This window comes from Chryseotalea sanaruensis (assembly GCF_003990915.1).
Taxonomy (GTDB): domain Bacteria; phylum Bacteroidota; class Bacteroidia; order Cytophagales; family Cyclobacteriaceae; genus Chryseotalea; species Chryseotalea sanaruensis.
Genome location: NZ_BHXQ01000003.1, coordinates 197,158 through 220,226 on the forward strand (window position 1 = coordinate 197,158; position 23,069 = coordinate 220,226).

Annotated in this window: 31 protein-coding genes; 3 read left to right on the top strand and 28 right to left on the bottom strand. The window is 37.2% G+C overall.

Annotated elements, in window-relative coordinates:
- Positions 1-50: 50 nt before the first annotated feature.
- The 13 genes from SanaruYs_RS08800 to SanaruYs_RS08860 all read right to left on the bottom strand — a co-directional run bounded on the left by SanaruYs_RS08800 (position 51) and on the right by SanaruYs_RS08860 (position 9,558).
- Positions 51-686 (bottom strand): NUDIX hydrolase, encoded by a 636-nt coding sequence (locus SanaruYs_RS08800; RefSeq protein ID WP_127122187.1) that lies wholly within the window; start codon positions 684-686, stop codon positions 51-53.
- Complete coding sequence (locus tag SanaruYs_RS08805) at positions 683-1,630, bottom strand: tetratricopeptide repeat protein (RefSeq protein WP_127122188.1); 948 nt, start codon at positions 1,628-1,630, stop codon at positions 683-685. The genes SanaruYs_RS08800 and SanaruYs_RS08805 overlap by 4 nt, the downstream gene beginning before the upstream one ends.
- An 82-nt stretch (positions 1,631-1,712) precedes the next feature.
- Positions 1,713-1,991 carry a hypothetical protein gene (locus tag SanaruYs_RS08810; protein WP_174842766.1) on the bottom strand — a complete coding sequence of 93 codons (279 nt, stop codon included), beginning with the start codon at positions 1,989-1,991 and terminating at the stop codon, positions 1,713-1,715.
- Positions 1,992-2,231 (bottom strand): hypothetical protein, encoded by a 240-nt coding sequence (locus tag SanaruYs_RS08815; protein ID WP_127122189.1) that lies wholly within the window; start codon positions 2,229-2,231, stop codon positions 1,992-1,994.
- Between the two features lie 74 nt (positions 2,232-2,305).
- Positions 2,306-2,632 carry a rhodanese-like domain-containing protein gene (locus tag SanaruYs_RS08820; protein WP_127122190.1) on the bottom strand — a complete coding sequence of 109 codons (327 nt, stop codon included), beginning with the start codon at positions 2,630-2,632 and terminating at the stop codon, positions 2,306-2,308.
- A gap of 18 nt (positions 2,633-2,650) precedes the next feature.
- Positions 2,651-4,057 carry an MBL fold metallo-hydrolase gene (locus tag SanaruYs_RS08825; protein WP_127122191.1) on the bottom strand — a complete coding sequence of 469 codons (1,407 nt, stop codon included), beginning with the start codon at positions 4,055-4,057 and terminating at the stop codon, positions 2,651-2,653.
- 81 nt (positions 4,058-4,138) lie between these two features.
- Entirely contained in the window at positions 4,139-4,468 is a 330-nt protein-coding gene (gene trxA, locus SanaruYs_RS08830) for a thioredoxin (RefSeq protein ID WP_127122192.1), read from the bottom strand.
- A 126-nt stretch (positions 4,469-4,594) separates the two neighbouring features.
- Positions 4,595-6,403 (bottom strand): bifunctional metallophosphatase/5'-nucleotidase, encoded by a 1,809-nt coding sequence (locus SanaruYs_RS08835; protein ID WP_127122193.1) that lies wholly within the window; start codon positions 6,401-6,403, stop codon positions 4,595-4,597.
- Between the two features lie 12 nt (positions 6,404-6,415).
- Complete coding sequence (locus SanaruYs_RS08840; protein ID WP_246011880.1) at positions 6,416-7,162, bottom strand: DUF6503 family protein; 747 nt, start codon at positions 7,160-7,162, stop codon at positions 6,416-6,418.
- A 116-nt stretch (positions 7,163-7,278) separates the two neighbouring features.
- Positions 7,279-8,151 carry a sterol desaturase family protein gene (locus SanaruYs_RS08845; protein WP_127122194.1) on the bottom strand — a complete coding sequence of 291 codons (873 nt, stop codon included), beginning with the start codon at positions 8,149-8,151 and terminating at the stop codon, positions 7,279-7,281.
- Between the two features lie 94 nt (positions 8,152-8,245).
- Complete coding sequence (locus SanaruYs_RS08850) at positions 8,246-8,743, bottom strand: rhodanese-like domain-containing protein (RefSeq protein WP_127122195.1); 498 nt, start codon at positions 8,741-8,743, stop codon at positions 8,246-8,248.
- On the bottom strand, positions 8,743-9,135 hold the full coding sequence (locus tag SanaruYs_RS08855) for a rhodanese-like domain-containing protein (protein ID WP_127122196.1): 393 nt from the start codon (positions 9,133-9,135) through the stop codon (positions 8,743-8,745). Before SanaruYs_RS08855 ends, SanaruYs_RS08850 begins: the two co-directional genes overlap by 1 nt.
- Before the next feature lie 18 nt (positions 9,136-9,153).
- Entirely contained in the window at positions 9,154-9,558 is a 405-nt protein-coding gene (locus SanaruYs_RS08860) for a DsrE family protein (RefSeq protein ID WP_127122197.1), read from the bottom strand.
- Between the two features lie 101 nt (positions 9,559-9,659).
- Here SanaruYs_RS08860 and SanaruYs_RS08865 point away from each other — a divergent pair, with 101 nt between their 5' ends.
- Complete coding sequence (locus SanaruYs_RS08865; protein WP_127122198.1) at positions 9,660-9,974, top strand: rhodanese-like domain-containing protein; 315 nt, start codon at positions 9,660-9,662, stop codon at positions 9,972-9,974.
- Positions 9,975-10,095: 121 nt separating this feature from the next.
- On the opposite strand, the gene SanaruYs_RS08870 is transcribed toward SanaruYs_RS08865, so the two are convergent.
- Complete coding sequence (locus tag SanaruYs_RS08870; RefSeq protein WP_127122199.1) at positions 10,096-11,517, bottom strand: MBL fold metallo-hydrolase; 1,422 nt, start codon at positions 11,515-11,517, stop codon at positions 10,096-10,098.
- Between the two features lie 197 nt (positions 11,518-11,714).
- On the opposite strand from SanaruYs_RS08870, the gene SanaruYs_RS08875 reads away from it, so the two are divergent.
- Together SanaruYs_RS08875 and SanaruYs_RS08880 are read left to right on the top strand one after the other, a co-directional pair.
- Positions 11,715-11,924: a YgaP family membrane protein gene (locus tag SanaruYs_RS08875; RefSeq protein WP_127122200.1), complete on the top strand. Its 210-nt coding sequence runs from the start codon at positions 11,715-11,717 to the stop codon at positions 11,922-11,924.
- Positions 11,925-12,004: 80 nt separating this feature from the next.
- Positions 12,005-12,346, top strand: a complete 342-nt coding sequence (locus SanaruYs_RS08880) for a hypothetical protein (RefSeq protein WP_127122201.1) — start codon at positions 12,005-12,007, stop codon at positions 12,344-12,346.
- Positions 12,347-12,567: 221 nt separating this feature from the next.
- Here SanaruYs_RS08880 and gwsS read toward each other — a convergent pair whose 3' ends face one another.
- From gwsS to SanaruYs_RS08950, 14 genes are all read right to left on the bottom strand, one after another.
- Positions 12,568-13,572: a grasp-with-spasm system SPASM domain peptide maturase gene (gwsS, locus tag SanaruYs_RS08885; protein ID WP_127122202.1), complete on the bottom strand. Its 1,005-nt coding sequence runs from the start codon at positions 13,570-13,572 to the stop codon at positions 12,568-12,570.
- A 6-nt stretch (positions 13,573-13,578) separates the two neighbouring features.
- Positions 13,579-13,782, bottom strand: a complete 204-nt coding sequence (locus SanaruYs_RS08890; protein WP_127122203.1) for a hypothetical protein — start codon at positions 13,780-13,782, stop codon at positions 13,579-13,581.
- Entirely contained in the window at positions 13,763-14,761 is a 999-nt protein-coding gene (gwsG, locus tag SanaruYs_RS08895) for a grasp-with-spasm system ATP-grasp peptide maturase (protein WP_127122204.1), read from the bottom strand. Before gwsG ends, SanaruYs_RS08890 begins: the two co-directional genes overlap by 20 nt.
- 200 nt (positions 14,762-14,961) lie before the next feature.
- Entirely contained in the window at positions 14,962-15,162 is a 201-nt protein-coding gene (locus SanaruYs_RS08900; RefSeq protein WP_127122205.1) for a hypothetical protein, read from the bottom strand.
- A 375-nt stretch (positions 15,163-15,537) separates the two neighbouring features.
- On the bottom strand, positions 15,538-16,968 hold the full coding sequence (locus SanaruYs_RS08905) for a hypothetical protein (RefSeq protein WP_127122206.1): 1,431 nt from the start codon (positions 16,966-16,968) through the stop codon (positions 15,538-15,540).
- Positions 16,969-16,975: 7 nt separating this feature from the next.
- Positions 16,976-18,028 carry a c-type cytochrome gene (locus SanaruYs_RS08910; protein ID WP_127122207.1) on the bottom strand — a complete coding sequence of 351 codons (1,053 nt, stop codon included), beginning with the start codon at positions 18,026-18,028 and terminating at the stop codon, positions 16,976-16,978.
- Between the two features lie 34 nt (positions 18,029-18,062).
- Positions 18,063-18,479: a hypothetical protein gene (locus SanaruYs_RS08915; protein WP_127122208.1), complete on the bottom strand. Its 417-nt coding sequence runs from the start codon at positions 18,477-18,479 to the stop codon at positions 18,063-18,065.
- 80 nt (positions 18,480-18,559) lie between these two features.
- The gene (locus SanaruYs_RS08920) at positions 18,560-19,069 is read right to left on the bottom strand and encodes a DUF6691 family protein (RefSeq protein WP_127122209.1); all 510 of its coding nucleotides are present in this window, start codon (positions 19,067-19,069) and stop codon (positions 18,560-18,562) included.
- Positions 19,070-19,087: 18 nt separating this feature from the next.
- Positions 19,088-19,651 carry a YeeE/YedE family protein gene (locus SanaruYs_RS08925; RefSeq protein ID WP_127122210.1) on the bottom strand — a complete coding sequence of 188 codons (564 nt, stop codon included), beginning with the start codon at positions 19,649-19,651 and terminating at the stop codon, positions 19,088-19,090.
- A gap of 91 nt (positions 19,652-19,742) precedes the next feature.
- A complete protein-coding gene (locus tag SanaruYs_RS08930; RefSeq protein WP_127122211.1) occupies positions 19,743-20,966 on the bottom strand; it encodes an MFS transporter in 1,224 nt (407 codons plus the stop codon).
- 48 nt (positions 20,967-21,014) lie between these two features.
- Positions 21,015-21,224 (bottom strand): hypothetical protein, encoded by a 210-nt coding sequence (locus tag SanaruYs_RS08935; protein ID WP_127122212.1) that lies wholly within the window; start codon positions 21,222-21,224, stop codon positions 21,015-21,017.
- Positions 21,190-21,432: a DUF6132 family protein gene (locus SanaruYs_RS08940; protein WP_246011881.1), complete on the bottom strand. Its 243-nt coding sequence runs from the start codon at positions 21,430-21,432 to the stop codon at positions 21,190-21,192. Before SanaruYs_RS08940 ends, SanaruYs_RS08935 begins: the two co-directional genes overlap by 35 nt.
- Positions 21,433-21,575: 143 nt before the next feature.
- Positions 21,576-22,370, bottom strand: a complete 795-nt coding sequence (locus tag SanaruYs_RS08945; protein ID WP_127122213.1) for a sulfite exporter TauE/SafE family protein — start codon at positions 22,368-22,370, stop codon at positions 21,576-21,578.
- Positions 22,371-22,435: 65 nt separating this feature from the next.
- Positions 22,436-23,041, bottom strand: coding sequence for a Crp/Fnr family transcriptional regulator (locus tag SanaruYs_RS08950; RefSeq protein WP_127122214.1), 606 nt, complete (start codon positions 23,039-23,041; stop codon positions 22,436-22,438).
- Positions 23,042-23,069 lie beyond the last annotated feature (28 nt).

Consider the following 23,069-nt stretch of genomic DNA (forward strand, 5'->3'; position numbering starts at 1 on the left):
GTAAAAATTTCTACAATGCTAAAGTCTATTTATAATTAATCCAAATAAATTTAATGATTAATATCCTCAATTACCATCCTAAATTCGTTGAGCATCATGGCTGTTGCCCCCCAAACAATCTCATGCTCTACTTCAAAATGTGGTGCCCACATTTGAAAGCGACCTGCTGCCAGGATTTCCTTTTCACGTATGGCGTCCGTTCTTAATAAATCCTGCATATCTGCCTGCAAAATACGCTCTACCTCATATGGGTCCGCTTTAAACTGGGGCGATCCTTCTAAAAAACCAATTACTGGTGTAACCATGAAGTTACTAGGCATTACAAAAAACTCACTAAGCTGGCCGATTACCTTAACTTGTGAAGCATGAATGCCAATCTCTTCTTCTCCTTCCCGCAAGGCAGTCTCAATGATTGTTTCACCAGCCTCTGCTTTTCCTCCAGGTAAACTAACCTGACCGCTATGCGCACCTAAGTATTGCGGTCTTTTAATTAATGGAAATTTGATATTGCCATTTTCTTCATATAAGAGAATCAGTACACTTCCGGGTTTTGGGGGTAACTTATGTGTAAAGTCAGGAATAATAGAACCATTCGGCCTGGCGCGCAAAGGCTCATGCGCTAACACTCCCGGCAAAGGCGCTTGTAGTCGTTTGGTTAAATAATTAGTAAGCTGATCAAGTGTCATGATTTTTTTGCCATTCCAGCTTCAGCCTCTTGAATGTACTTATCTATATTTTCCACAAAATCATCCATGCTTTTGGCTTGCTTAAACAAACGCAAGGCATTAGCATAATCCTTCACCTTCAAATAATAAATACCTTTATTTCTGTAAGCCCAGGCATTTGAAGGGTCAATGAAAATACTTTGATTAATGTCTTCTAAGGCTGCATCAAGTCTGTTTTCAATTAAATGGATATAGCCTCTGTTGTTTAACGCGTACGCATCGTCTTTATCTAAAGCCAAAGCGCTGTTAACTGCTTTTAATGCTTCGCTTGTATTGTTAAAAGCTAATTCTACCAGTGCTAAAGTATTATATGCGTTGGCGATAGAATCATTTTGCTGAATGGCTTTTTGTAACAACGTTTTAGACTTATCCAATTCGTTTTTATAATAAGCAAGTGTGGCCAGGTTAATTAACACTTCTGTATTATTTGTTGTAAGCCCTGAAGCTTTAGTGAAACTTTGTTCTGCTTTATCATAGTTTCGCAATTTGGTATAAACCAATCCCTCTGTAAAATGAAGTGGAAAAGTATCGGGTTTAGTTAGTCTGATTTTGTCAAGATCTTTAAGCGCACTATAGTACTCTTTCAGTTCGTAAAATGTATTGGACCTGTTGAAATAAACTGGGAGGTAATCTGGTTTGCAACTAACGACCGCAGAGTAGAATTCAAGTGCTTCGGGGTAACGACCTTGTTTAAAATAAATAGTGCCAGAATTATTAAGGGCATCGACAAAGCATGAGTCTAGCTTTAAGGATTCGCCAAAGTAGTACAAAGCCTGTTGCGAATTACCTTCGATCAGGGCTTCATTACCTTTTAATAAAAAACGCTGCAGCTTTGTATCGGTTGAATCGATACAAGACGAAAGCAATGCAAGAAATACTAGGGTAATAAAGGTTCGACTAATCATGGCTGCAAATTACAAACTTATCAAGTAAAGTTAAATTACAACCTTAGTAAACCACAGAAAGGGTCTTCTGTTTTTAATCAGATCAAGATTTTTCAGGTTGTTCCCGTACCTTGGATTTCACTACTTCATAGGTTACTTGATCAACGTTAGCAGTATCTTCTTTCTTTGTTGGCACCGCACATCCTACTGATCCACAGCACCCAGCGTTGGTAAATGCTTGAAACAAAAATAGTCCGGCAATAATCCCTGCAAATGTATCGTGCAAAGTAAATGCCTGATAAGCTACAAATAAACCTAAGCCCAGACGCAACCAGCGCATGAAATGCCAGTTGCTAAATAATGTATTTGTAATTGCCTTCATTTAAATCTTTTGTTCTTTAGATTGTACCAGAGATAGTCCTTTTAAAAACAACAACCGAAGCAATAACAACCATGGCAAACCATGGAAAAGCGTATCAAACCAATCCAAAGCCTGCATGTCATTTGCACCGCCAGCAATCCATTTTAATTTCCCCCAGATATGTGGCTCCGGAAAGAAAGGTGCTAAACCAAGTGTTACGCAAGCAACAGCAACCAATTGCCAATTATTCCAAATCTTCATATTATACATTTAAAGTCATAAAAAAACAGGCAGTCCCCAGATCTGCCTGTTTAACCTCAACACAAACCAACCCATTATCGTGGCCAAGCACCAATACCACCATCAAGGTTATAAACTTTATAACCTTCTTTGGATAGTATGTTGCAAGCTTGTCCGCTGCGGTTTCCGCTGCGACAGAAAAGAAAGTACTCTTTATTCTTATCAAGTTTTAAAAATTGTTCTTTAAAGCTTGACGACATAAAGTCAATATTCTTAGCACCTTTGATTGTACCCGATGAAAATTCACCGGGCGTACGTACATCTACCAATACAGCACTTGCTGTTCCTGTAAACTTTTCTTTGAATTCGAGGCCGTCTAAGTTCTCGTAAGTCTTAGTGCCCATTGAAAATAAATTAAACATAATTTTGAGTCTTTAATTTTAATTTGTTGTGATAACGGGATTGCCGTTGTTTACCCATTCATTTATACCCCCTGAATAGTTCTTGATATTTTTAAATCCATGTTTTGCTAACAATGAATAACCTGTTGAAGAACGATCTCCGCCTTGGCAGTGAATAACTACTTGCTGATCTTTGTTGATCTTACTCAAATTCTTCTCTAGTGTTCCGATGAATACATTCTCCGCACCTTTTACATGTCCTGACTTAAATTCTGTAACACCACGCAAGTCAACAATTTGTGTATGATTTGTTTTTAAAATATTTTGGAACTCGTCCAGAGAAATCACATTTGCTTTTTCCAGCTTGTTGCCAAGGCTTGTCCACACATTTACACTATTTACATATCCGTAAATATTATCCATACCTATACGCATAAGTTTGCGTGTGAGGTCGTCAAGTTTGTCTTCTTCAGCAACTAAAATAAATGGTTCTTCATATGTTAGAAACCACCCCATCCATGTTGCGAATGCATTGTTTCCTTGTATGTTAATGCTTCCGGGAATAAAGCCTTGAGCGAAATCCCCTTTCAAACGTGTATCAATAACTTTGATACCTTTATCCATAGCCGATTTTAAATCCTGCGCTGATAACTTGTTCAGTTTAGGCACTTCAGTAAGTAAAGGACGATCTACCTTATTTAACTTTTTCATCATAGCAAAGTACTTAGGTGGCTCAGGTTGATCCTCCAATAAATACTTTACAAAACCAGGTTCATTGTTTTCGTATTGCAATGCCCAGTTTCTTACTTTCTCATAGCCGACTGTTGTACTTGGTACTGCGCCCAAAGCCTTGCCGCATGCAGATCCTGCACCGTGGCCAGGCCATACTTGTATATAATCTGCTAGTTCTCTGAAACGCTCAACAGATTTAAACATCTGTTTTGCACCAATATCTTTTGTGCCTATCATACCAGCAGCTTCTTCTAATAAATCAGGACGACCAATATCACCAACAAACACAAAGTCACCGGTAAACATCATAACCGGTTTATCGCTGGCGGGTGTATCCGTCAATAAGAAACTAATGCTTTCCGGTGTATGACCGGGGGTGTGTAATACTTCAATTTTAAGATTACCGACTTTTATAATATCGCCATCCTTCACACCCTCATGAGGAAACTCATACTGCCATCCTTCACCACCTTCATCAGATAGATACATCTTAGCACCAGTGATGGCAGCTAACTCGCGGGCACCGGAAAGAAAGTCTGCGTGGATGTGTGTTTCAGCCACGTGCGTTATTTTCATATTGTTTTGCTTGGCAATCTCAAGATAGGTGTCAACGTCTCTCTTCGGATCGATTACCATGGCTACACCTGCTTTCTGACAGCCAATAAAATAACTTGCCTGTGCTAAGCTCTTATCATAAACGTGTTGAAAATACATAGATTATAATTTGTTATTTTTTACTTATTTAATTGATGATACAAAGTTCAGGATTATGAAATTCTTCTACAGTGACGGATGTCACACAGCCTGATTTTTTGTTGTTTCTGAAAATTGATTTAACACTTGCTCAAGCTGATTAGCATTGAGTACACCTGATTGTCTCCAAAGTGCTTTTCCATTTTTAAAAACCATTAAAGTAGGTACACCTTGAATGCGGTAGGCACTAGCCACTGCCGGATTTTTGTCGACATCTATTTTAATAATGCTGGCTTTATCGCCAATGCGTCCTGTCAACTCCTGTAAAATGGGTTGCATCATTTTGCAGGGGCCGCACCAGGTGGCAAAAAAGTCCACTAATACAGGTTTTTCGCTATTAATAATGTCCTGAAATGTTTTTTTCTGTTCCATAACTGAATATATAGTACAAAACTACAGTTGATGGATAAGAAGTTCCGTGATCTTGGTCACATAGGCAAAATTGGCTTTAGAGAAGTTTTAAAGAAGCAAAAGAAAGCTGCCTGCATTAAGGGGCAGCTAACGAAACTCATACCCAAACCCCATCAATTGTGTTAGCAGCGTATCAGGAGCATCGGTAGCCGTTGCTCTACCTTCTAACTTAGGTGCTATTGGAGAGTGCTTCTTCAAATATTCCTGTACAGTTTGATGTAAGGTTAAACTCAGACGTTTTGGTTCACTTACATTTTCGATACGACAAATAGTTGTTTCCGGGTCTCCTTCGCGTTCGCACGATATTACGCTATACGATTTAGTTAAGTCAATAGCTTTGCCTTTTACTTTTATCCAGTTAACACGCTTACCATCTTCATTAGCAATAGTGAAATTTACTTCCATACCCTTAAAGCGAACTAACCAACCACCAAAACGTTTCGCGGGATCTTTAGCAAAAGTATTTTGCAGCTCTTTTTCCATCCAATCCCATAGTTGCTTTCCTGTAATCATACCTTGTTTCACTTCGCTATCTACAGGTAGCATACTCCACAAATAATCCATGGATATTTCGGCAATACCTGTTTTCGGATCTGGTACTAGTGGCGGACAAAAACGAAAGCCATTATTAAGGGCAATGTCTGGCGTAAACTTCCACATGAGGGCGTCTGTAATGAAGTTGTCCATAGGGGTCTCCTTTACATAATACCTTACCAAGGGGGTTTTAGTTGTGCCAATAACACGGTCCAGTACTGTGGCATAAGGCTCACGAACTTTTTTAACCAAGGCTTTCATTTCCTCATCCTCTTTATACACATCAGGATCTACGTCAAGTAATTGATAGGTGTGGTCTTTGATCACTCCGTCTTCCACAACAAAATCCAGCTTGGCAATAAAGGAGCCAAAAGCACCAGGTTCAGTTACCTTTGCATGTGTGCCCTGAATGGGTTGACGAAGACGTTCATGGGTATCAGCGCCCAAAATATAATCCACACCTTTTACAAAAGACATGTTGGCTAAGCCAATTTGTTGAGCAAGCCCCATGTGTGTTAAAAGGATTACCATTTGGCAGCCTTCATACTCACGGAGTAACCGTATGTATTTAGCAACATTTTTTTCAGGATGTGTAAATTGTATGCCTTCACTATAAGCAGGCGATTGTCGTTTGGGTGTAAGAGGATCGTTGTATCCAATAAAACCAATTTTAATACCACCCATCCGTTTAATGAAATAAGGAGGGAAAATCAGGTCACCATTCAGTTGGTCATTTGTCTGATGAAACATATTGGCGCACACCTTTGGTGCATCATAACCAAACATATCTTTCATCATCATCTCTTTACCGTACACAACTTCCCAGTTGCCCGGTAACATCAAATCATAACCAATGTTATTCATTAAAGGTACAATGGCACGACCTTCGCTTAAAGCAGCTACTCCTCCACCTTGAAAACAATCTCCACCATCAATTAAGAAGGTGTTGTCAGGGTTTTGTGAGCGCAAACTATTGATCATTGATTTTAACGTAGCATATCCTCCACGTTTTTTATAAACAACTTTTCCTTTTTCAATGAAAAATTCATCATGTATGTGAAGCTGAGCGTGAATATCAGCAGTATGCAGTAAGGAAACCATGGTGGCTTTGCCGCTTTTTATGGCACCATTACCTTGCATTTCCTTACTCTTCAAAGCAGCATCTTTCTCATTTAGTGCTGAAGCAGCAAGTGGGCTCACCAAGCCCCCACCAATACCTAATGCTAATCCCAGACTGCCTGCTTTTTTAAGAAAATCACGTCTGCTGGCTTCTGAAATAGATACATGAAACTGTTTCTCCTTTTCGGTAACACGTTCTATATTACATGAATGACAAACACACGATTTTACATGATTTTCCATAAGGCTTTCTGATCAGTTAAGGTCTGTACTTACTTGCATATTCTTTAATTCAATACTTGAAAGCTCTACTAATTTACCTTCTTTAAACATAGGCATGAGTTGCAGCAGACTTGTACCCTTTTCATCTGCAGGCTTGTAATTGATATAATCCTGCCAAAGTATACCACCTACATTTTGCGGATTAACTGCTTCTCGAAAGCGTATTCCACCTCCATTGGTATGGTAACTATATGCCAGGTAGTCGACTGTGTAGTTTTCTGATTTAATCCAATACAAGAACTCATCTTCAAAATCAGCACCACCACCTTCTTGTTTAAAAGAAACTTTAATCACAAAATATCGCTTTCCTTTTACTTCTTCCTCTCCGACCAATTCCTTTACCACAGCAGGATCATTTAAGCCAAAGGGCAATAGCGCAAAATAAATTACGCTATTAACTGAGTTAGTAAATGCTTTTCTTTTTTCATCAGTCAATGACTGTAAAGTGTCATTTCTATGTCTTGTGAAACCTGTATTATTAAGGACATCGCGATAAGTTCCTGTAGAATCGGTAAAGGCACGTATATAGGTAAACTCCCCTCCTTTTCTGATGGCGGTATAGTGTTTATCTCTGAAATCGAAATCAACCTGGAATTTATCGAAAGTTTTACCTCCATGTGCTAGTATTGCTGAATCAACTATTTCTTGTGCTGTTGGCGCAGTCGAGCAAGCATTAAACAATATAGGAATGATGAGTACTAGCCAATATTTCTTCTGCATGTAATTATTTGTTTAGTGACATTAGTAAATTCTAAATTCTAAATTCTAAATTCTAAATTCTAAATTCTAAATTCTAAATTCTAAATTCTAAATTCTAAATTCTAAATTCTAAATTCCTAAGTCTTTTGTTTAAATAAAGGATAGATAATTTGCTGCCAAAAAGTTTTAGGGAATTTCTCATCACCTTCAAAACCCAACTTTTCATCACGTCCGCTTTTCGGAATATAAGCAGTGCCAAAAATATAATCCCATACGCTTAAACTTATTCCATAGTTAACGCCATATTGGTTGGGTAATTTCTTTGCATGATGCCAGATGTGCATCGCGGGATTATTCAGTAAATATTTGAATGGCCCATACGTGATATTAAGGTTGGAATGATTTAAGTGTCCAATAGCTACCGCAATAATATGTATAACAAAGAAGTCTTGCAGACTAAAACCAATCATGGCGAGCGGTATGTATTGGATAACCTTATAGATGATTGTTTCCATCCAATGAAATCGCAGGTGGGCGGCAAATCCCATTTCTTCTACAGAATGATGTACTTTGTGAAATTCCCACATCCAAGGTATACGATGTAGTAGTCTATGTATATTCCATTGAATAAAATCGGCAATGATAAACATAGTTAGCAACTGTGCCCAGAAAGGCCAGCTCTGTACATTGATAGCTACCACATTGGTGATACCAAACAAAGCAAGAAAATCATTAAATGCATTTACGCCAATGTTTGAGATGGCATTATATCCAATTAACGAAAACAAAAAAAAGTTAAAGAACATATAGAAACCATCAAGCCAAAAATCCTTTCTTACAATTGATTGTCCTTTGCGCCAGGGAACGATGATTTCTAATAACCAGACAAAAAGAGATAAACCAACCAACCACCAGAAGTAATTATGCCATCCCGGATATGCCACTTCGTTTACCAGGTAGTTCCAATATCCGGTATAAGAATCAACAACAATTTTCCAATACTTTTCCATACCTACTTTAAATCAAGCAATAAGACAATAGCTGTAATAATGCCAATACACATCATACATACTAAAAGAATCTTGAATAGTGTTTTTGATCTTGTCATGGCTCATAAACTTTACTCCCTTTATTTAACCAGATACCCCAGGTTTTGTTGTAAGCATGGACATTATTGGTTTTCTTTTCATCACTATCCACTAATTGGTTACCCTGATTTACCCATTCAAAAATACCTCCGTATAAGTTTGAAACATTGGCAAACCCTGCACTTTTCAATTTCTCAGCAATTTTCTCACTCCGATAGCCTACAGAACAATACACAATGACAATTGCTTGTTTATCAATATTCTTTACTGAGTCCATATTGAAATTATCATAACCAACATACCTGGCGTTCAGGAGATGACTTACCTTATATTCGGCTTCTTCTCTTGCATCCAATAAGACTACATCTTTTAATTTAGCTAGCTCATCTACTGAAATCTCATTTACACTATGAGATAACATTGTTTTCAGCATTAGATTATAAGCATCATTTTCGACTTGTGCTTTCGAAGTTAAAGCAATAGTCAGCATGGATAGTAATAAGGTAAGTCGCATTATTTAACAAAAGGTTTATTTGCGCTACGCCACCCGTTAAAACCAACTTTTAATTCATATACCTCTTTAAAACCCAGCTCCTGAAGTATTGGTATTGTTTTACCACTCCTGCCCCCGGAAGCACAGTAATAAAAAAGTGGTTTTGATTTATCAAGCTTATTTAATTCATTTTTAAAATCGCTGCTGTAATAGTCGATCATTACCGCCTTATCTAAATGCCCTTGTTTATACTCATCAGGAGTTCTGATGTCCACTAAATTATATGTGTTTGTTTGCTTTAACTTTTGTGCAAATGCCTCTGTCTCTAATTGCTTTACGGCATTATTCTGCGACTGACAACTTAGGTTCATCATCGTGAATGTAAGAACAAGAGATGTTACTAGTAGTTTCATTTCTTCCGTTTTTATCTGTTAAAAACCTGCTTTTACGTATAACCAATTTTCGTTTTGCTTTCGAACGATTTCCACTATTCCGTGAGATACTGTGCCACTGTATGGATTGAGGTCAGCTTTGCCTATTTTTCTTTGTGCCATGGTAAACTCACAAGCAACAACTTTAACATTAGGCAGGTTCAGTTTTGCCAAACGGTTGATATAGGTACTTTTACTCAATAATGTGAATTCAACACCCGGTCCGTTACAAACGACCAATACCTCTGCCGTTGGAATCTCCTGCTTAAGATTCTTAATCTGCGTCACCACCGATTTATGTACCAGCGTATCAGCAGATTGCAGGTGAAAAAGCACTTTGGGCACTTTCTGACTATACGCTGATAAGGATAAACTTGATAATAGTAAAAAGATTAAATTCCTCATGCAGCTTCAATTTACAATTAACAAAACTGAAAAAGAAACGTTAAAAGTTCTGTGACTAAGGTTACAAATGCATAAATTCACTTCTATAAATAAGCTCCTATATGTTTCAGAATGTAGATAATAAACAGTTCAAAGAATTATTCAAAAAAGCCAATACGCTTGTGCTTGATGTAAGAACCCCAAAAGAGGTAGCAGAGGGTCATATTCCCCAGGCTAACTTGTTTTTAGACATTAATGGTGCCTTTTTTGAAAGTGAATTGGTCAAATTAGACAAATCAAAAAACTACTTGGTTTATTGCCGAAGTGGAGCTCGCTCTGCAAGGGCCTGTAAGATTATGGAGGATAAGGGCTTTAAAGGTGAACTCTATAATCTTGCCATGGGTATTACCGGATGGGATGGAGATGTGAAAAAGTAATTCGATAATTCGTTGATTTGAAGATTACACAATTGTCATCCAATTAAATAAATCCATCTGACAAACTTTCTCTATCATAGAAAGCAGTCAGACGGATTATTGACAAATAGATGATTAGCAATTACAACTCACTTATCATTTCTTTATGTTCTGTACGCGACAAGTGTGTTTCGCATAGGGCTTTATACCCGCCACGCACATTTACAATGTTATGGTATCCCCTTGATTTCAAAATAGAGGAAGCAATCACCGATCTATATCCACCCGCGCAGTGAATGTAGTAGGTCTTATGTTTATCCAACTCATGCATATGCTGGTTAATAGTGTCCAAAGGAAAATTTTCTGCCAACACTAGGTGTTCCGCATCAAATTCACTTTTTCTTCTGGCATCCAAAATATTCATTTTATCGCCTAGTAGTGTAAGCGACTCCAGTTCCTGTGCACTTACTTCATCGAGTGTGTCAACAGCATTACCTGCCTCTTTCCAGGCTATAATCCCCCCCTTAAGATAACCCAGGGCATGATCGTAGCCAACGCGTGCCAACCGAGTCACCACTTCTTCTTCTCGTCCGGCTTCTGCTATAAATAAAATAGGTTGCTTCAAGTCGGTAATCAAGGCACCTACCCAGGGGGCAAAGCTATCATCAATGCCAATGAAGATTGAACCAGGAATAAATCCCTGAACAAAGTCCTCTTTCTTCCTTGTATCAATTACTAAAGCCTCATTACCCTCCCATGCAGCCACAAACTCTCTTACTGTTAAAGGTCTCGTACCAACACTAAGCACCTCATCTATACCCTTTACTCCACCCAACACATTCATCAATACATTGGCAGGAAAATATTGTGGTGGTTCAGTCAAACCATCTGTTACAGCCTCAATAAACTCCTCTTTAGTCATATCAGAACGTAAAGCATAATTGAACATTTTTTGTCTACCTACTGTAGAAACAGTTTCCTTGTCCATTTTCTTTCCACATGCACTACCCGCTCCATGACCCGGATAAACAATTACTTCATCAGGAAGAGTCATAATTTTATTGCGGAGTGAATCATATAATAAACCAGCTAAATACTGTGGCGTAACTTCTGCTTTCAGCTTTTGCACCAAATCGGGTCTACCGACATCGCCTACAAATAAGGTATCGCCTGTAAAAATTGCGTGTGGATTTCCATGTTCATCTTTTAAAAGATAAGTAGTGGATTCTAACGTATGCCCAGGTGTGTGAAGTACAGTAATACTTACATCACCAACGGGAAATACTTCTTCGTCCACCGCCACATAAGCTTCATAGCCAGGCTTGGCAGTAGGGCCAAATACGATGGTAGCACCAGTCTTCTTTGCTAAATCGATATGGCCTGAAACAAAATCGGCATGGAAATGTGTTTCCATTACATACTTGATTTTTGCACCATCTTTTTGTGCTCTTTCAATATAAGGAGCAGTCTCTCTCAATGGATCAATAATTACTGCCTCCCCTGCACTTTCGATGTAGTAAGCAGCCTCTGCTAAGCAACCGGTGTATATTTGTTCAATTGTCATATGTTGAAATTTTAGTAATTGAGTTATTTGTTATAGGCAAATTTGAAAAAGTGCAATGATAATGCATGTGACAAGCGTTACAGGAATTGGCTGATTTTTGTCAGGAATCGAAAAGAAAAGCACAATATGTGACAAATGTCACAATATGCTAAGTGCATATTAAGCTACTTTGGATCAAATCAAAAAAAAGAATTTTTATGAAGACCAATGTTGGAAACATCGATAAAGTAATCCGCATCTCCCTTGCGGTAGTTTTTGCAGTACTCTATTTTACGAACACAGTAAGCGGAACTGCAGGTTATGTGGTACTTGGTTTGGCTGTAGTATTTCTTGTAACCAGTCTTGTAGGGTTCTGCCCTTTATATGCGCTTGTTGGGTTAAATACTTGCCCGGTAAAAAAGGTATAGTATTTTTGATTTCATCAAAAAACAATCTCAACGTTAATGTAAATACTTACCACTGAGCTAATAAATCATTAGTTTTGAGGGTGAGAAAAAAATTAGCTGAACAGGCAGAAGAGCGAAAAACTTTCAGAGCCGTGCTGAGTAGATTGGGTAAAAAAACTAATTACCATGGGTTTTCAGAAGACACACTACTTTTTACACAAGTAGTTGATGTAGCTCTAAAGCAAGTTGTATCCGACCATGTGTGGTTTACTTATAGCAAAGCTTTTGAAAGTCTTGCACTTAAACCGGGCGATGTTATTGAGTTTGATGCCAGAATCAAAGCTTATAAAAAGGGTTATGTAAATAAAAGTTTAGGCTTTCATAAGAAGACCGAGGATTACAAATTGAGTCATCCAACAAAGTTGAAAAAGGTAGAAGAATAACTCTTTTATGGTTAAATATGTCTCACTTCAGTTATTCATCTAACGCTGAGGCTTTTCTTTGAGGATTCCGAGTTTCCCAACAACCGAAATCTCATCGTAGAATTGTGAAAAGGCTAATTCAATTAATGCTTATTTATTAATGCTTTACGTGTCTTCCGCCATTTAATCTAGCTGCTGCCTCATTGAATAATTCCAAATTGGCATAATAATCCTCGGCAAATTTAAGACCATGTAGTCCTATAAGGATCATAGGTACATTTAGCAGGCTTAGAATATTTGTTTTTTGCATCAGATGTATATGCGCGACAATCAATACATATATAGCGAAACTCACAGTCTTTGCAAACCTCTATTTCATCCTTTTTTATAATCCAATTATCAGTAAATCCTTTTTTTTCTAAAGCTTCTTTTAAGGATGTATTCTGAATCTTGCCATAACTCATTAACATAGAAGGACAGTTCTTGATGTTCCCTTCTTTATCAACCGATATTTTTCGATTTAAGCAGTTGTTAAAGTGTTGGCTCTCTGTAAAAAGTAAAATATTAGGACTGAAATATTTTCTGGAAATATTACCGCAATGACTTTCATCTTTTAATTCTGTTTTATCAAACCAAGCATAGTAATAATCATCATCAGAAGATATAACTTTCTCTTCAGGAGAACTATGTATTATAGCAAAACGAATTCTTTTGTGTTTTTCACATAGATCCTTAAGAAAGGATTCATTGTAGATAGGATTATACTTTAAGTACAATTCGATCGATATAAAATTGCTTTCAGTAGTAACTGAAAGAATTCGATTTATTTCTTCTATACTTATGACACTAAAGCAGCGTATTTGTAATGCTTCGCATCTGAAATTATCTAATTGACGTATGACTTCTGAAACATCATACTTACTAAGATTATCTATGTCAATTATGGCATTTGTGATAGGGGACGAACGATCCCAATCTAATTCCATGTCTATAAACTCTTCTGGTTTATCACACCAAAAACCAAACCCATTTTCGACAAGAAAATTGAAATGTTTATGCAATTCTTTATGAGACCGTTCATCAAAATCATTTTCTATTTTTTCGATATTACAGTTCTTATAGTCAGCAAGAATGTCATACAAGGTATTGGGAATATAATTGAAATTACCTTTTACAAGATTACATATGATGCTACGACTCGCACCTCTTACAGGAATACAGGCAGAATAGAGTTTAAAGCAAGTCATTACAGCTTATAGGATTTGAGAAACAGGTTTATAAAAAGCAGCGAGTATGAAATCATTCTGTCGGGTGGATTTAATTGTAGATTTTGAGACTCTAGATTCTTTTTTATGTTTTATTTCTTTCATTACATTGAGTGACAATGGCAATTCTTTTAATTGATTTCCTGTATACTCTTCAAGTACTTCACAAGGCTTAAATGCTTTTTTCTTCATTACTTTTTCTAATTAAGTATTGGGCTATTTTTTTTTCGAGGTAATAATTCCCAGGGTAGGATACCATTCCTGAAAACTGCCCTACTGGGTTGACTTCCAGAAAAACAAACTCACCCTCTGGAGTTCGGATAAAATCTAATGAACCCGTTTCCATCTGCAAATTTTTCAAGAGCATATCTATACTCGTTTCTATATGTTTCGGAAGTTGGTAACAAGATTTATGATGATCAAGGTATCCTATTCGGTTATCAAATTGTTGGTCAATGTTTTGGTTATGGAAAACGGCTATACTGTAACACTTACCCTCCAGATAAAAGACTCTTATCTCAAAACTATTGACAACGCATTCTTGGACAAGACATGGGAAAAAAGTTTCAGGCATACTTTCAACTTCCAAATCTGTCAGCAAATGAGTCGCCAAAGAATATTGCCTATCATTAATGGCGTAAAAAAGTGTTTCACTCATGGGTTTTATAATCACATTTTTATTATGTCTCTGAAAAAAATCTATTAGAGAGCTTTTAGAAGTGGTAACTAATGTTTCAGGGATTTTTAACCCTACACTAGCCGCCTCTTTCAACACATCAAGCTTGTTGACTAGTGATTTTTTAGGATCAGACAGCCATTTTTTATCTTTTAAAAGAGCATAGAAATGTGACCTCAATACATTGACCTCATTAAAAACTAATCGTTTTACTTTCTCTCTATTAGTATCGTTACTTATATCATTCAGCGATTCTGGAAAATAAGTCCGATCTCTTCTATACCAGATTATTGAAATGTCATCCGGTGTATAAACTTTTCCATGCAACTCAAAACTCGCCAGTTCATTCTTACCTAAAAAAGCAATATTTACATTGAAATGCCTTCCGAAATCTTCTCCATAGAGCAATAAAGAATCGTGACCCAAATATGATATCCAATTTATTACATCAGATGTAGAGGGCTCACCACTTTCATTACTAATTACGGCTATCATATAGATTCAATAAAATAATTTTAGCATCCTATTCTTTGATTTTGGGATTTACTCTAAAAGAGGATAAATAGTCTGCAAAATATAAGTCCACATGAATTGCGATTTAAAATCAAATTCATGTGGACTTGATGATACTAGTTAAAATGATTTACGCGGAACGCAACAAAATCTATTAAACCAACACCATAAACATCTTGAGTTTATGGCAAGTAGATTATAAATTCATCAGCACAATCATCAGTCATATAACTATTCCAGGGATTTCCAGTTTCACAAATAGTATTGGCGCCAACAGGCCTATTGTTACCTGATAATGTCATTCCCCCAACTATTTTGTCGGCATGCTTTTCAATTGTAAATCTTTTGTCAAATGACTCAATTGTTTTTTTGTTTTTTTCCATTTTTAAAAAAGTTAAATTGTTAATGTATTATAATAATTTGCTTTGTGGTCTTTTATTTAGTTACAGTTAGACAAAAAAATTATCGTGTTTCAAAAATATTACATATAGATTCACTTCTATATCCTATTAAGCTCAAACGATGATTTATCCAGATCGGTTTATTCTATAAAGACCTTTCAATGAAATAATTGGCTCATTAATGCTTTAGACAAATTACTACAATCTCATTAATATCTTAAAGTACAATCGGATATTAAGCTTTAAAATGGGGAGGAGATGAAGTCGTTAATATTCTCTTCTTATCAAAGTTGATATCATTGTCCTAACTTCAGTCAAAGGAAAAAGAATGAAAGAAATTTAAATTCAGTTAGCCAATTAGAAATAATAATCAAGTGCCAGGGAAAGATGATGAACATCAATTTTGTTGTGATAAAACTGCACTGATTCTTGCAGGTTTGTTTCCATATTACCTTTATACACATAAAGCAAATCTGCCTGCAATCCTTGTAAGAATCCTGTAAACTTATACTTCGCGCGCAAGTTCGCCTGAAAGAAATCAGGCATTGCGTATTTATTAAGCACAGCATTATTTACATCTGGCATCCAAAATGAACCAATACCAGCTGAAACTAATACGTGGTGTCCCTTATCAGCATAGCGCTGATGTTGTAACACAAGGGCATTAGCATCACCAGATCCCTCCATGCGCTCACGTTGCATAAAGGTATAGAGTGGCTCAACTCCCCATTCACGCGGAAAAAGAAAACGTCCGTGTTTTGTTATTCTTGTATAACTCAAATTCCATTCAGCAGCGGTATGTACATTACTTCTTGCTATTCGCCCGCTAAATGTATGGGATTGCTCTCCTTTGCTCACATATTGTTTCTCCAAAGCAAGGGTATCGTTAAAAAGAGCATGCTGCCAAATGTATTGCAATCCCATCATCCATTGTACATGATCATTTTTCTTCTTCCACTCAGTCTTATGAAATAAAGTGTTTTGCAAATCTGGCACATAGTAATTCCATATTTCAGATTTGACATTTTTATGTAATGCTAGGCTCGTGTTAAGAATAGTAATACCGGAAGTCTTTACATGACCTGCATAGTCTGCTCTTGATCCATTAATCGCCCTGCCCATAGGATACACGCCAATGGATTTTCCAATATCATACCAGTGAATGGTTCCGCGTGGAGAGGTCTTCCAAAAAAATCCGCCTTTCAATTTAATTCCTTCCCAATTATTCCACTCTGTCCAAATACCCTCCTGAAGATTTGGACGCATGCGACCATCTTGTAGATTAATCAATGGTGTAACTAAATGGAATTTACCAAACTGTGTGTAGCTATGCTTATCTGCATTTAAATAGTATCGAATGTACAAATCTTCTAACCTGTCAAGGTCTTCGTGGTTATCAGGATTGCTGACATCAAATAAACCAAGCTCATACCTGTTTGTAAAACCATTGCGTGAGCCCAGATGTGATGAAGCCATGTTATAAATAATGAAGCCCGACATTCCCACTTGAAAATTCTTAATAATTGGCGAGTAATAACCAAGGCCACCACCAACACCAAGTGCATAATAATCAGGGTATTCATTGTGATTAGTTGTACCCATGAAAAATGTTCGTAAGTGTCCTTCGAAAGTACCCATCTTGTGCAGTACGTTACACAGGCTATCATTCTCCATGTGTTGTAGATTTATAGTCGCTCTGCGCACTGACCAACTTGGGTCCTGGTGCTGGGCATAGGTATATTGTACACTTAAAAGTGCAAGGCTGAACGCCAGTATCACATTCTTCATTACTTGATTATTTCTTACCCAACACTTCTTTTCGTTTGCTCATTATAGACTGATATGGACCAAACTTGTGTTCTTTTTCATTAAAGCCATCTGCAAAGGGGCCAAACGGATGGTCTATCGGTTTTTTAGAAATGTCTGGCCAATCTTTGCTGATATCCATTTTGGGTCTATCCATATCATTAACATAGGCTGCTATATCCCACGCTTCTTCATCAGTTAACAGAGGTGTTTCATGTGTTGCTCCCAGTGGCATGTTTGCTTTGATGTAACCAGCAAAGCGCGATAATCTGAATAAACCTGCTCCATCATTGTAACTATTTTTACCCCACAAAGGTGGATAAGTCCATGCATTGCCATCCTTATTCATTATGCCTTGCCCATCAGTGCCATGGCAAACAGTGCATTTTGCTTCGTAGAGTATCTTTCCTTTAATTGGATCAGCAGCACGGTCTAAATAAGACAGTTCAACCAAACCAGCCCCTTTGGGTACCTCACCCTTAGGCACTTCGTTGCCAAGCCAATGAATATAGGCCACAATAGCTTTCATCTCTTTACTATTTTCGGCTAAGGGCTTTCCATTAAGACTGCGCTCAAAACAATCATTAACTCTTTTTTCAATAGTTTCTTCAGAACCTGATCTTGCCCTGAATTTTGGATAGGTGGATGCCACTGCACTGTAATTATTACCAAAAACTTTAGTGCCAGCTTCCAAGTGACAGTTTTGGCAATTCATTCCATTACTTATGCTTAACACCTTTCCTTTTGGGCCTAAATACTCAGCTGTATGAATAATTAATTCTCGTCCATAACGAATCTCATCACCTGCGGGTGTTGCAGGAATGTTATTTGCTTCAGGCGCCTTCCAAAACAATACTGATTTTTCGATTTTATTAACTATGGCAGAATTCGCTTTATTTTTAATGAGATCTGAAAAGAAAGTTGGTTTAATGTAGAGAATACTAACAGTTGTACCCATCATAATAACCAAAATCAATAAAGTGATGATTAAGCTAGTAATGAGCTTTGTTACAGTTTGTATTTCTTTAAACTCTGTTTTCATTTTTACCTGCTAAATAAACATCATTAGGCTTATGCTATGCTACTTTTACTGTTGCATTAGCAGTAAGCCAATCAGCAGCCTTTGCTAAACGTTCAAAATTTCGAATTTTCATACCTGAGATATCCGCCATGTTTTGCACTGTTCTTTCGGCCAGTCTGTTAAAAGCATCTGTACTTAAAACAGTTGCCATTTGTTTAATCCCACTCTCTTCTGCTTTCGGAAACCAATGGCTTGCAGCCCAACTATAATCGTTTGGTGAAATTATTTTCCATTCAGTATTATCAGAAAGAATTTTATTTACTTTGGTTTTCTCAACTGCTTTTATAATTTCACAAGCAAGCGACCTGAATTCCGTACTGGGTATAAAACCTTTCCATGTCAGTAAAAGATATTGATCGGTTTTATGATGCTTGATTGTGAGATGATTATTTTCGAAGAGTAAGGACAACATAAAATTTCATTGTTTATATCGTACAAAGGTCATTTGTTGTCCTTACTTTTTCTGTGACTTTGATTACAGTACGTATAAAATTAATGAGGAAGTTTATCACGCAACAGTCCGTATACCCATGTTCCGGCAATCGCACTAAGCAGGGTGACAATCACCACTAGAAATCCACTACCAATTTGTGCAAACAAAGGGCCTGGGCAAGCACCTGTAATAGCCCATCCTAAGCCAAACATTAGTCCGCCAATAACATTTCCCCAATGAAAAGTCTTATCATGAAAAACAACCTTTTCACCTTGCATGGTTTTAATTGAAAATCTTTTTATTAATAGAACTGAAATAAGTCCTACTACAACAGCTGTTCCGATTACTCCATACATATGAAAAGAATGCAGACGAAACATTTCCTGAATTCTATACCATGAAATAATTTCTGCTTTAACAAATACAATCCCGAACAATATACCGACTACCATGTATTTGATGTTAGCGCTGATGAGTGGTTCATTTGCCACCTGATCATTAGGTGCTTCACATTCAATAGGATGTTGAACCACCTGTGTATCTACAAATTCATCTTTAGTTTTTTGCATACAATATCTTCTTTATAATTAAAGTGTCATTAACCAGGGAAAAATAAGGTGTACCATTACAAAGCCACCCACCATAAAACAGCACGTAGCTACCAATGATGGCCATTGTAAATTCGACAAACCCATAATGGCGTGCCCGCTGGTGCAACCTCCTGCATAGCGTGTACCAAAGCCTACCATAAAGCCTCCTACAACAAAGAACAAGAGGCCACGAATAGTAAAGAGATTGTTAAAACTGAAAATAGAAGCAGGCATCAGTTGATTGTCTGTTTCAATATTCAGTACTTGCAAAGCTGCTACTGTTTTTTCAGAAACAACAATAGGGGCAGGGTTGCTTAGCCACTGCGTGGCGATAAGACCACCAAATAAGACACCTGCAACAAAAAATAAATTCCATACTTCCTTTTTCCAATCGTACTTAAAAAAAGAAATATTTCCAGGAATACATGCGGCACAAATGTGACGCAGAGAAGAGGAAACACCAAAATGTTTATTCCCCAATAATAGCAAAGCTGGTACCGTCAATCCAATAAGAGCGCCTGCCACATACCAAGGCCAGGGTTGCTGAATGGTTTCTAACATAAGTTACTTTTAATATTTAGTTCAATTTAATACAAAGATAGAAACATGACTTTCGTCAGTCCGTAACAAAAGTTACACAAGAAATTTTTAGTTAACCCTGAAAACAGGTAAATGATTTTGTAGTAGGGCAATACATGCGGAAAGCGATGATAATTCCTGAAATTAAGGTGATAAACGCTACAAGCTCTATTGAAAATACAACGCTCACCCTATCGGCAGTTAGACCAACCATTAAACCACCGGCTACGTAACCGAAATCACGCCAAAAACGAAAGATGCCTAAACTCTCAGGCCTTTCTTCTACCGTAGTGTTTTCTGCTATGCTGCTTAAAAAGGTGGGATAAACCAACGCAGTGCCTATGCCCAAAATAGCCGAGAGTATAATCAAGGCTTGTAAGGACTGCATAAAGGGAAAAAGAAAAATGGCCATGGCCTGAAAAATCATGCCGTACAGCAGTATATCCTTCTTACAAAAAACATCAGAAAGCTTACCTGAAAATAATTGACCTATACCCCACATGGCTGGATAAACTGCAGCTACTAAGCCTATTTCTCCCAACGTATAATTTTGTTGATGCATCCACACAGGAATTATTCCCCAAGCCATAGCATCATTCAAATTATTAACGAAGCCTGTCTGTGTTACTGCACCCAAATTTCGATGTTGCCAAGTTGTATAGAGGAATATGTTTTTCTTCTCGCTCTTACTATCACCTCCAGCTTCAAGCTTCGCCATTGCTGTAGTATCATTTACCCAAAAATGCGTGATAAGTAAACCAGCAAACGCAAAACCAATACCCATATAAAAAGGATAGGGGTGAACACCATATTCAACAGCAATCCAACTACTGAGTAAAGCAATTAAAGAAACGGTAAGATAACCGGCAAATTCATTAAGGCCCATTGCTAAACCTCTGTTCTTCTCTCCTACTAAGTCAATTTTCATCAACACTGTGGTTGACCAAGTGAGACCCTGATTAAGACCTAGAAAAATATTGGCCAGCAAAATCATATTCCATGAATTAGCGAAGATGAGCAGAAAAGGTACTGGCAATGCAGCGACCCATCCCAGCATTAGCATTTTCTTACGACCTATCAATTTTGTATACCGGCCAGCAGCATAATTAGCAATAGACTTGATCAGACCAAAAGTTATAATAAAAGATAAAAGCGCAGTATGCCCTTGCATACCAAACTTTTCTTTAGCCAGGTCTGGGAATACAGAACGCTCCATACCAATCATGGCACCAACGAAAGCGTTTACCAAAATAAGTATAGCAAACTGTTTCCAGTTTTCTCTAAGGCCTTGTTTCATTAACGACTATAAGAATACTTGCACAAGATTGTGCTTAAATGTAGTATACTATTTCTGCTTTTTCTTTTTGGCCATCTTCTTATTAAGTTGCTTGCTAATCTTGTCAAGCTTTTTATCAAGCTCAAGTAATTTATTGATGATGAGGATGTGGGTATGCTTAGCATCAATGCCAACAACACTTTCAACACTTTTAATAGCATCACCGATTATCTGGTAATCAGGATTATCCTTTTTGATCAATTGTTTTTCGATTTTCATTTTCAGGTTTAGTTTTTTGTTTATCAAAAACATTTACTAATAAAATTGCCATTATACCACCATAAATAGAACTGTTAACTGGTGAGGAAGTAATGGCGCAGCTGCCACTATTACATCCAATGAAATACCAATAGATAAATCCAGCTGTTGCTCCAACTACTGCGGCAATACCCCAAATTACAAATTGCTTTGTATTACTGTTCATCATAAGTATTACTGTTAATATTTTTTTACCTTAAATCTGCCTGACCGCTGTTTACTTCCGCTTACAGTGGTCTGACGGATGGTTTCTTTTACCAAATCTCTACCCTTTTGAAACTAGTGGTGTCTAAATAGATTAGCAGATAAGTATTAAAACAATAGCTCTTTTCCTAAAATATAAACACCCATTATCAATACAAACCAACCAAAGGCTGGTTTTAGTTTCTCGTTAGGGATAAATTTGGTTAAATAGCTACCTAGTACTATACCAACAATAGCAAAGCCAGAAAACATTAACATGAAGTTATAATCAATTGAAAGACCGGACCCTAAATCGCCTGTAAAACCAATTAAAGATTTTAAGGCAATAATAAGCAACGAAGTGCCTACTGCCTGTTTCATTGGAAGACCTGCCAATAACACCAGCGCAGGAATAATTAGAAACCCACCACCTGCACCTACAAGCCCTGTAATTCCACCTACCAACAAACCCTCTGCAAAAATGAGTGGATAGTTATACTTAACCTCGCCTTTTGCCTCTTTCTCTTGCTTTGGCTTGCGAATCATAGAAAAAGAAGCCAACAGCATAAGTACAGCAAACAAAACCATAACAAATAAGGCTTTGCTAAACACAAAATCGCCAACACTAAAGAACGGATCAGGAATAATAGGTACTACAAATTTTCTAACAGCATAGACAGAGATAATGGAAGGAATACCGAAAATAATCGCGGTTTTTAAATGAACATTTCCTTGTCTGAAATGTGAAAATGACCCGATAAAACTTGTTAAGCCTACTACAAATAAAGAATAGGCAGTAGATAAAACAGGGTCTAAACCAAAAAGATAAACCAATATAGGCAAGGTTAGAATTGAACCTCCTCCACCAATCAGGCCAAGTGATAGACCCATAATAATCGCTGCGGCAAAACCAATAATTTCCATGTACAATAATTTTTATGCAAAACTACCGTACTCACTTGCGGCTTACCGTAACTTAAGTCACATAGCTAAAGGATTGTGATTTTATTTCTTGAAAGTGTGATCTTTTTACTCTTCTCCAATTGTTTGAGCAAACGGGAGACAACTTCCCGTGCTGTACCTAATTCATCTGCAACTTGCTGGTGAGTTACTGCTAATTCCTTGCTTTTATTCATTTCGGATTTTTTCCTTAGCAATTCCCATAGTCTTTCATCTACCTTTTGAAAAGCGATGGCATTGATTACATCTAGCAATTCTTCGAAACGTCTGTTATATAGCTGAAAAATGAATTCAATCCACTCCGGAGCACTGCGAATTAATTCCACAGCTTTGCTAATAGGCAACATCAAGATTTCAGCAGGTTCATCAACAATAGCTTTGATCTTACTGCGCTCGTTGCAGGTTGCGCCCAAAAAAGACATAACACAACTTTCGCCAGGTTTTATGTAATAGAGTAGTATTTCTTTCCCATCATCATCTGTACGCATTACTTTTATAGAGCCATTCAATACTATTGGAATAGCTTGAATATAATCATCTTCATTCATGAGTACGGCATCGGCTGCCATCCTGCGCATGCTTCCAATTGATTTTAATTTTACTAGTAATGAATCACTGATAAGAAGTGGCTGCATAGAAATTGAGATCGAAGTTAACTTTATA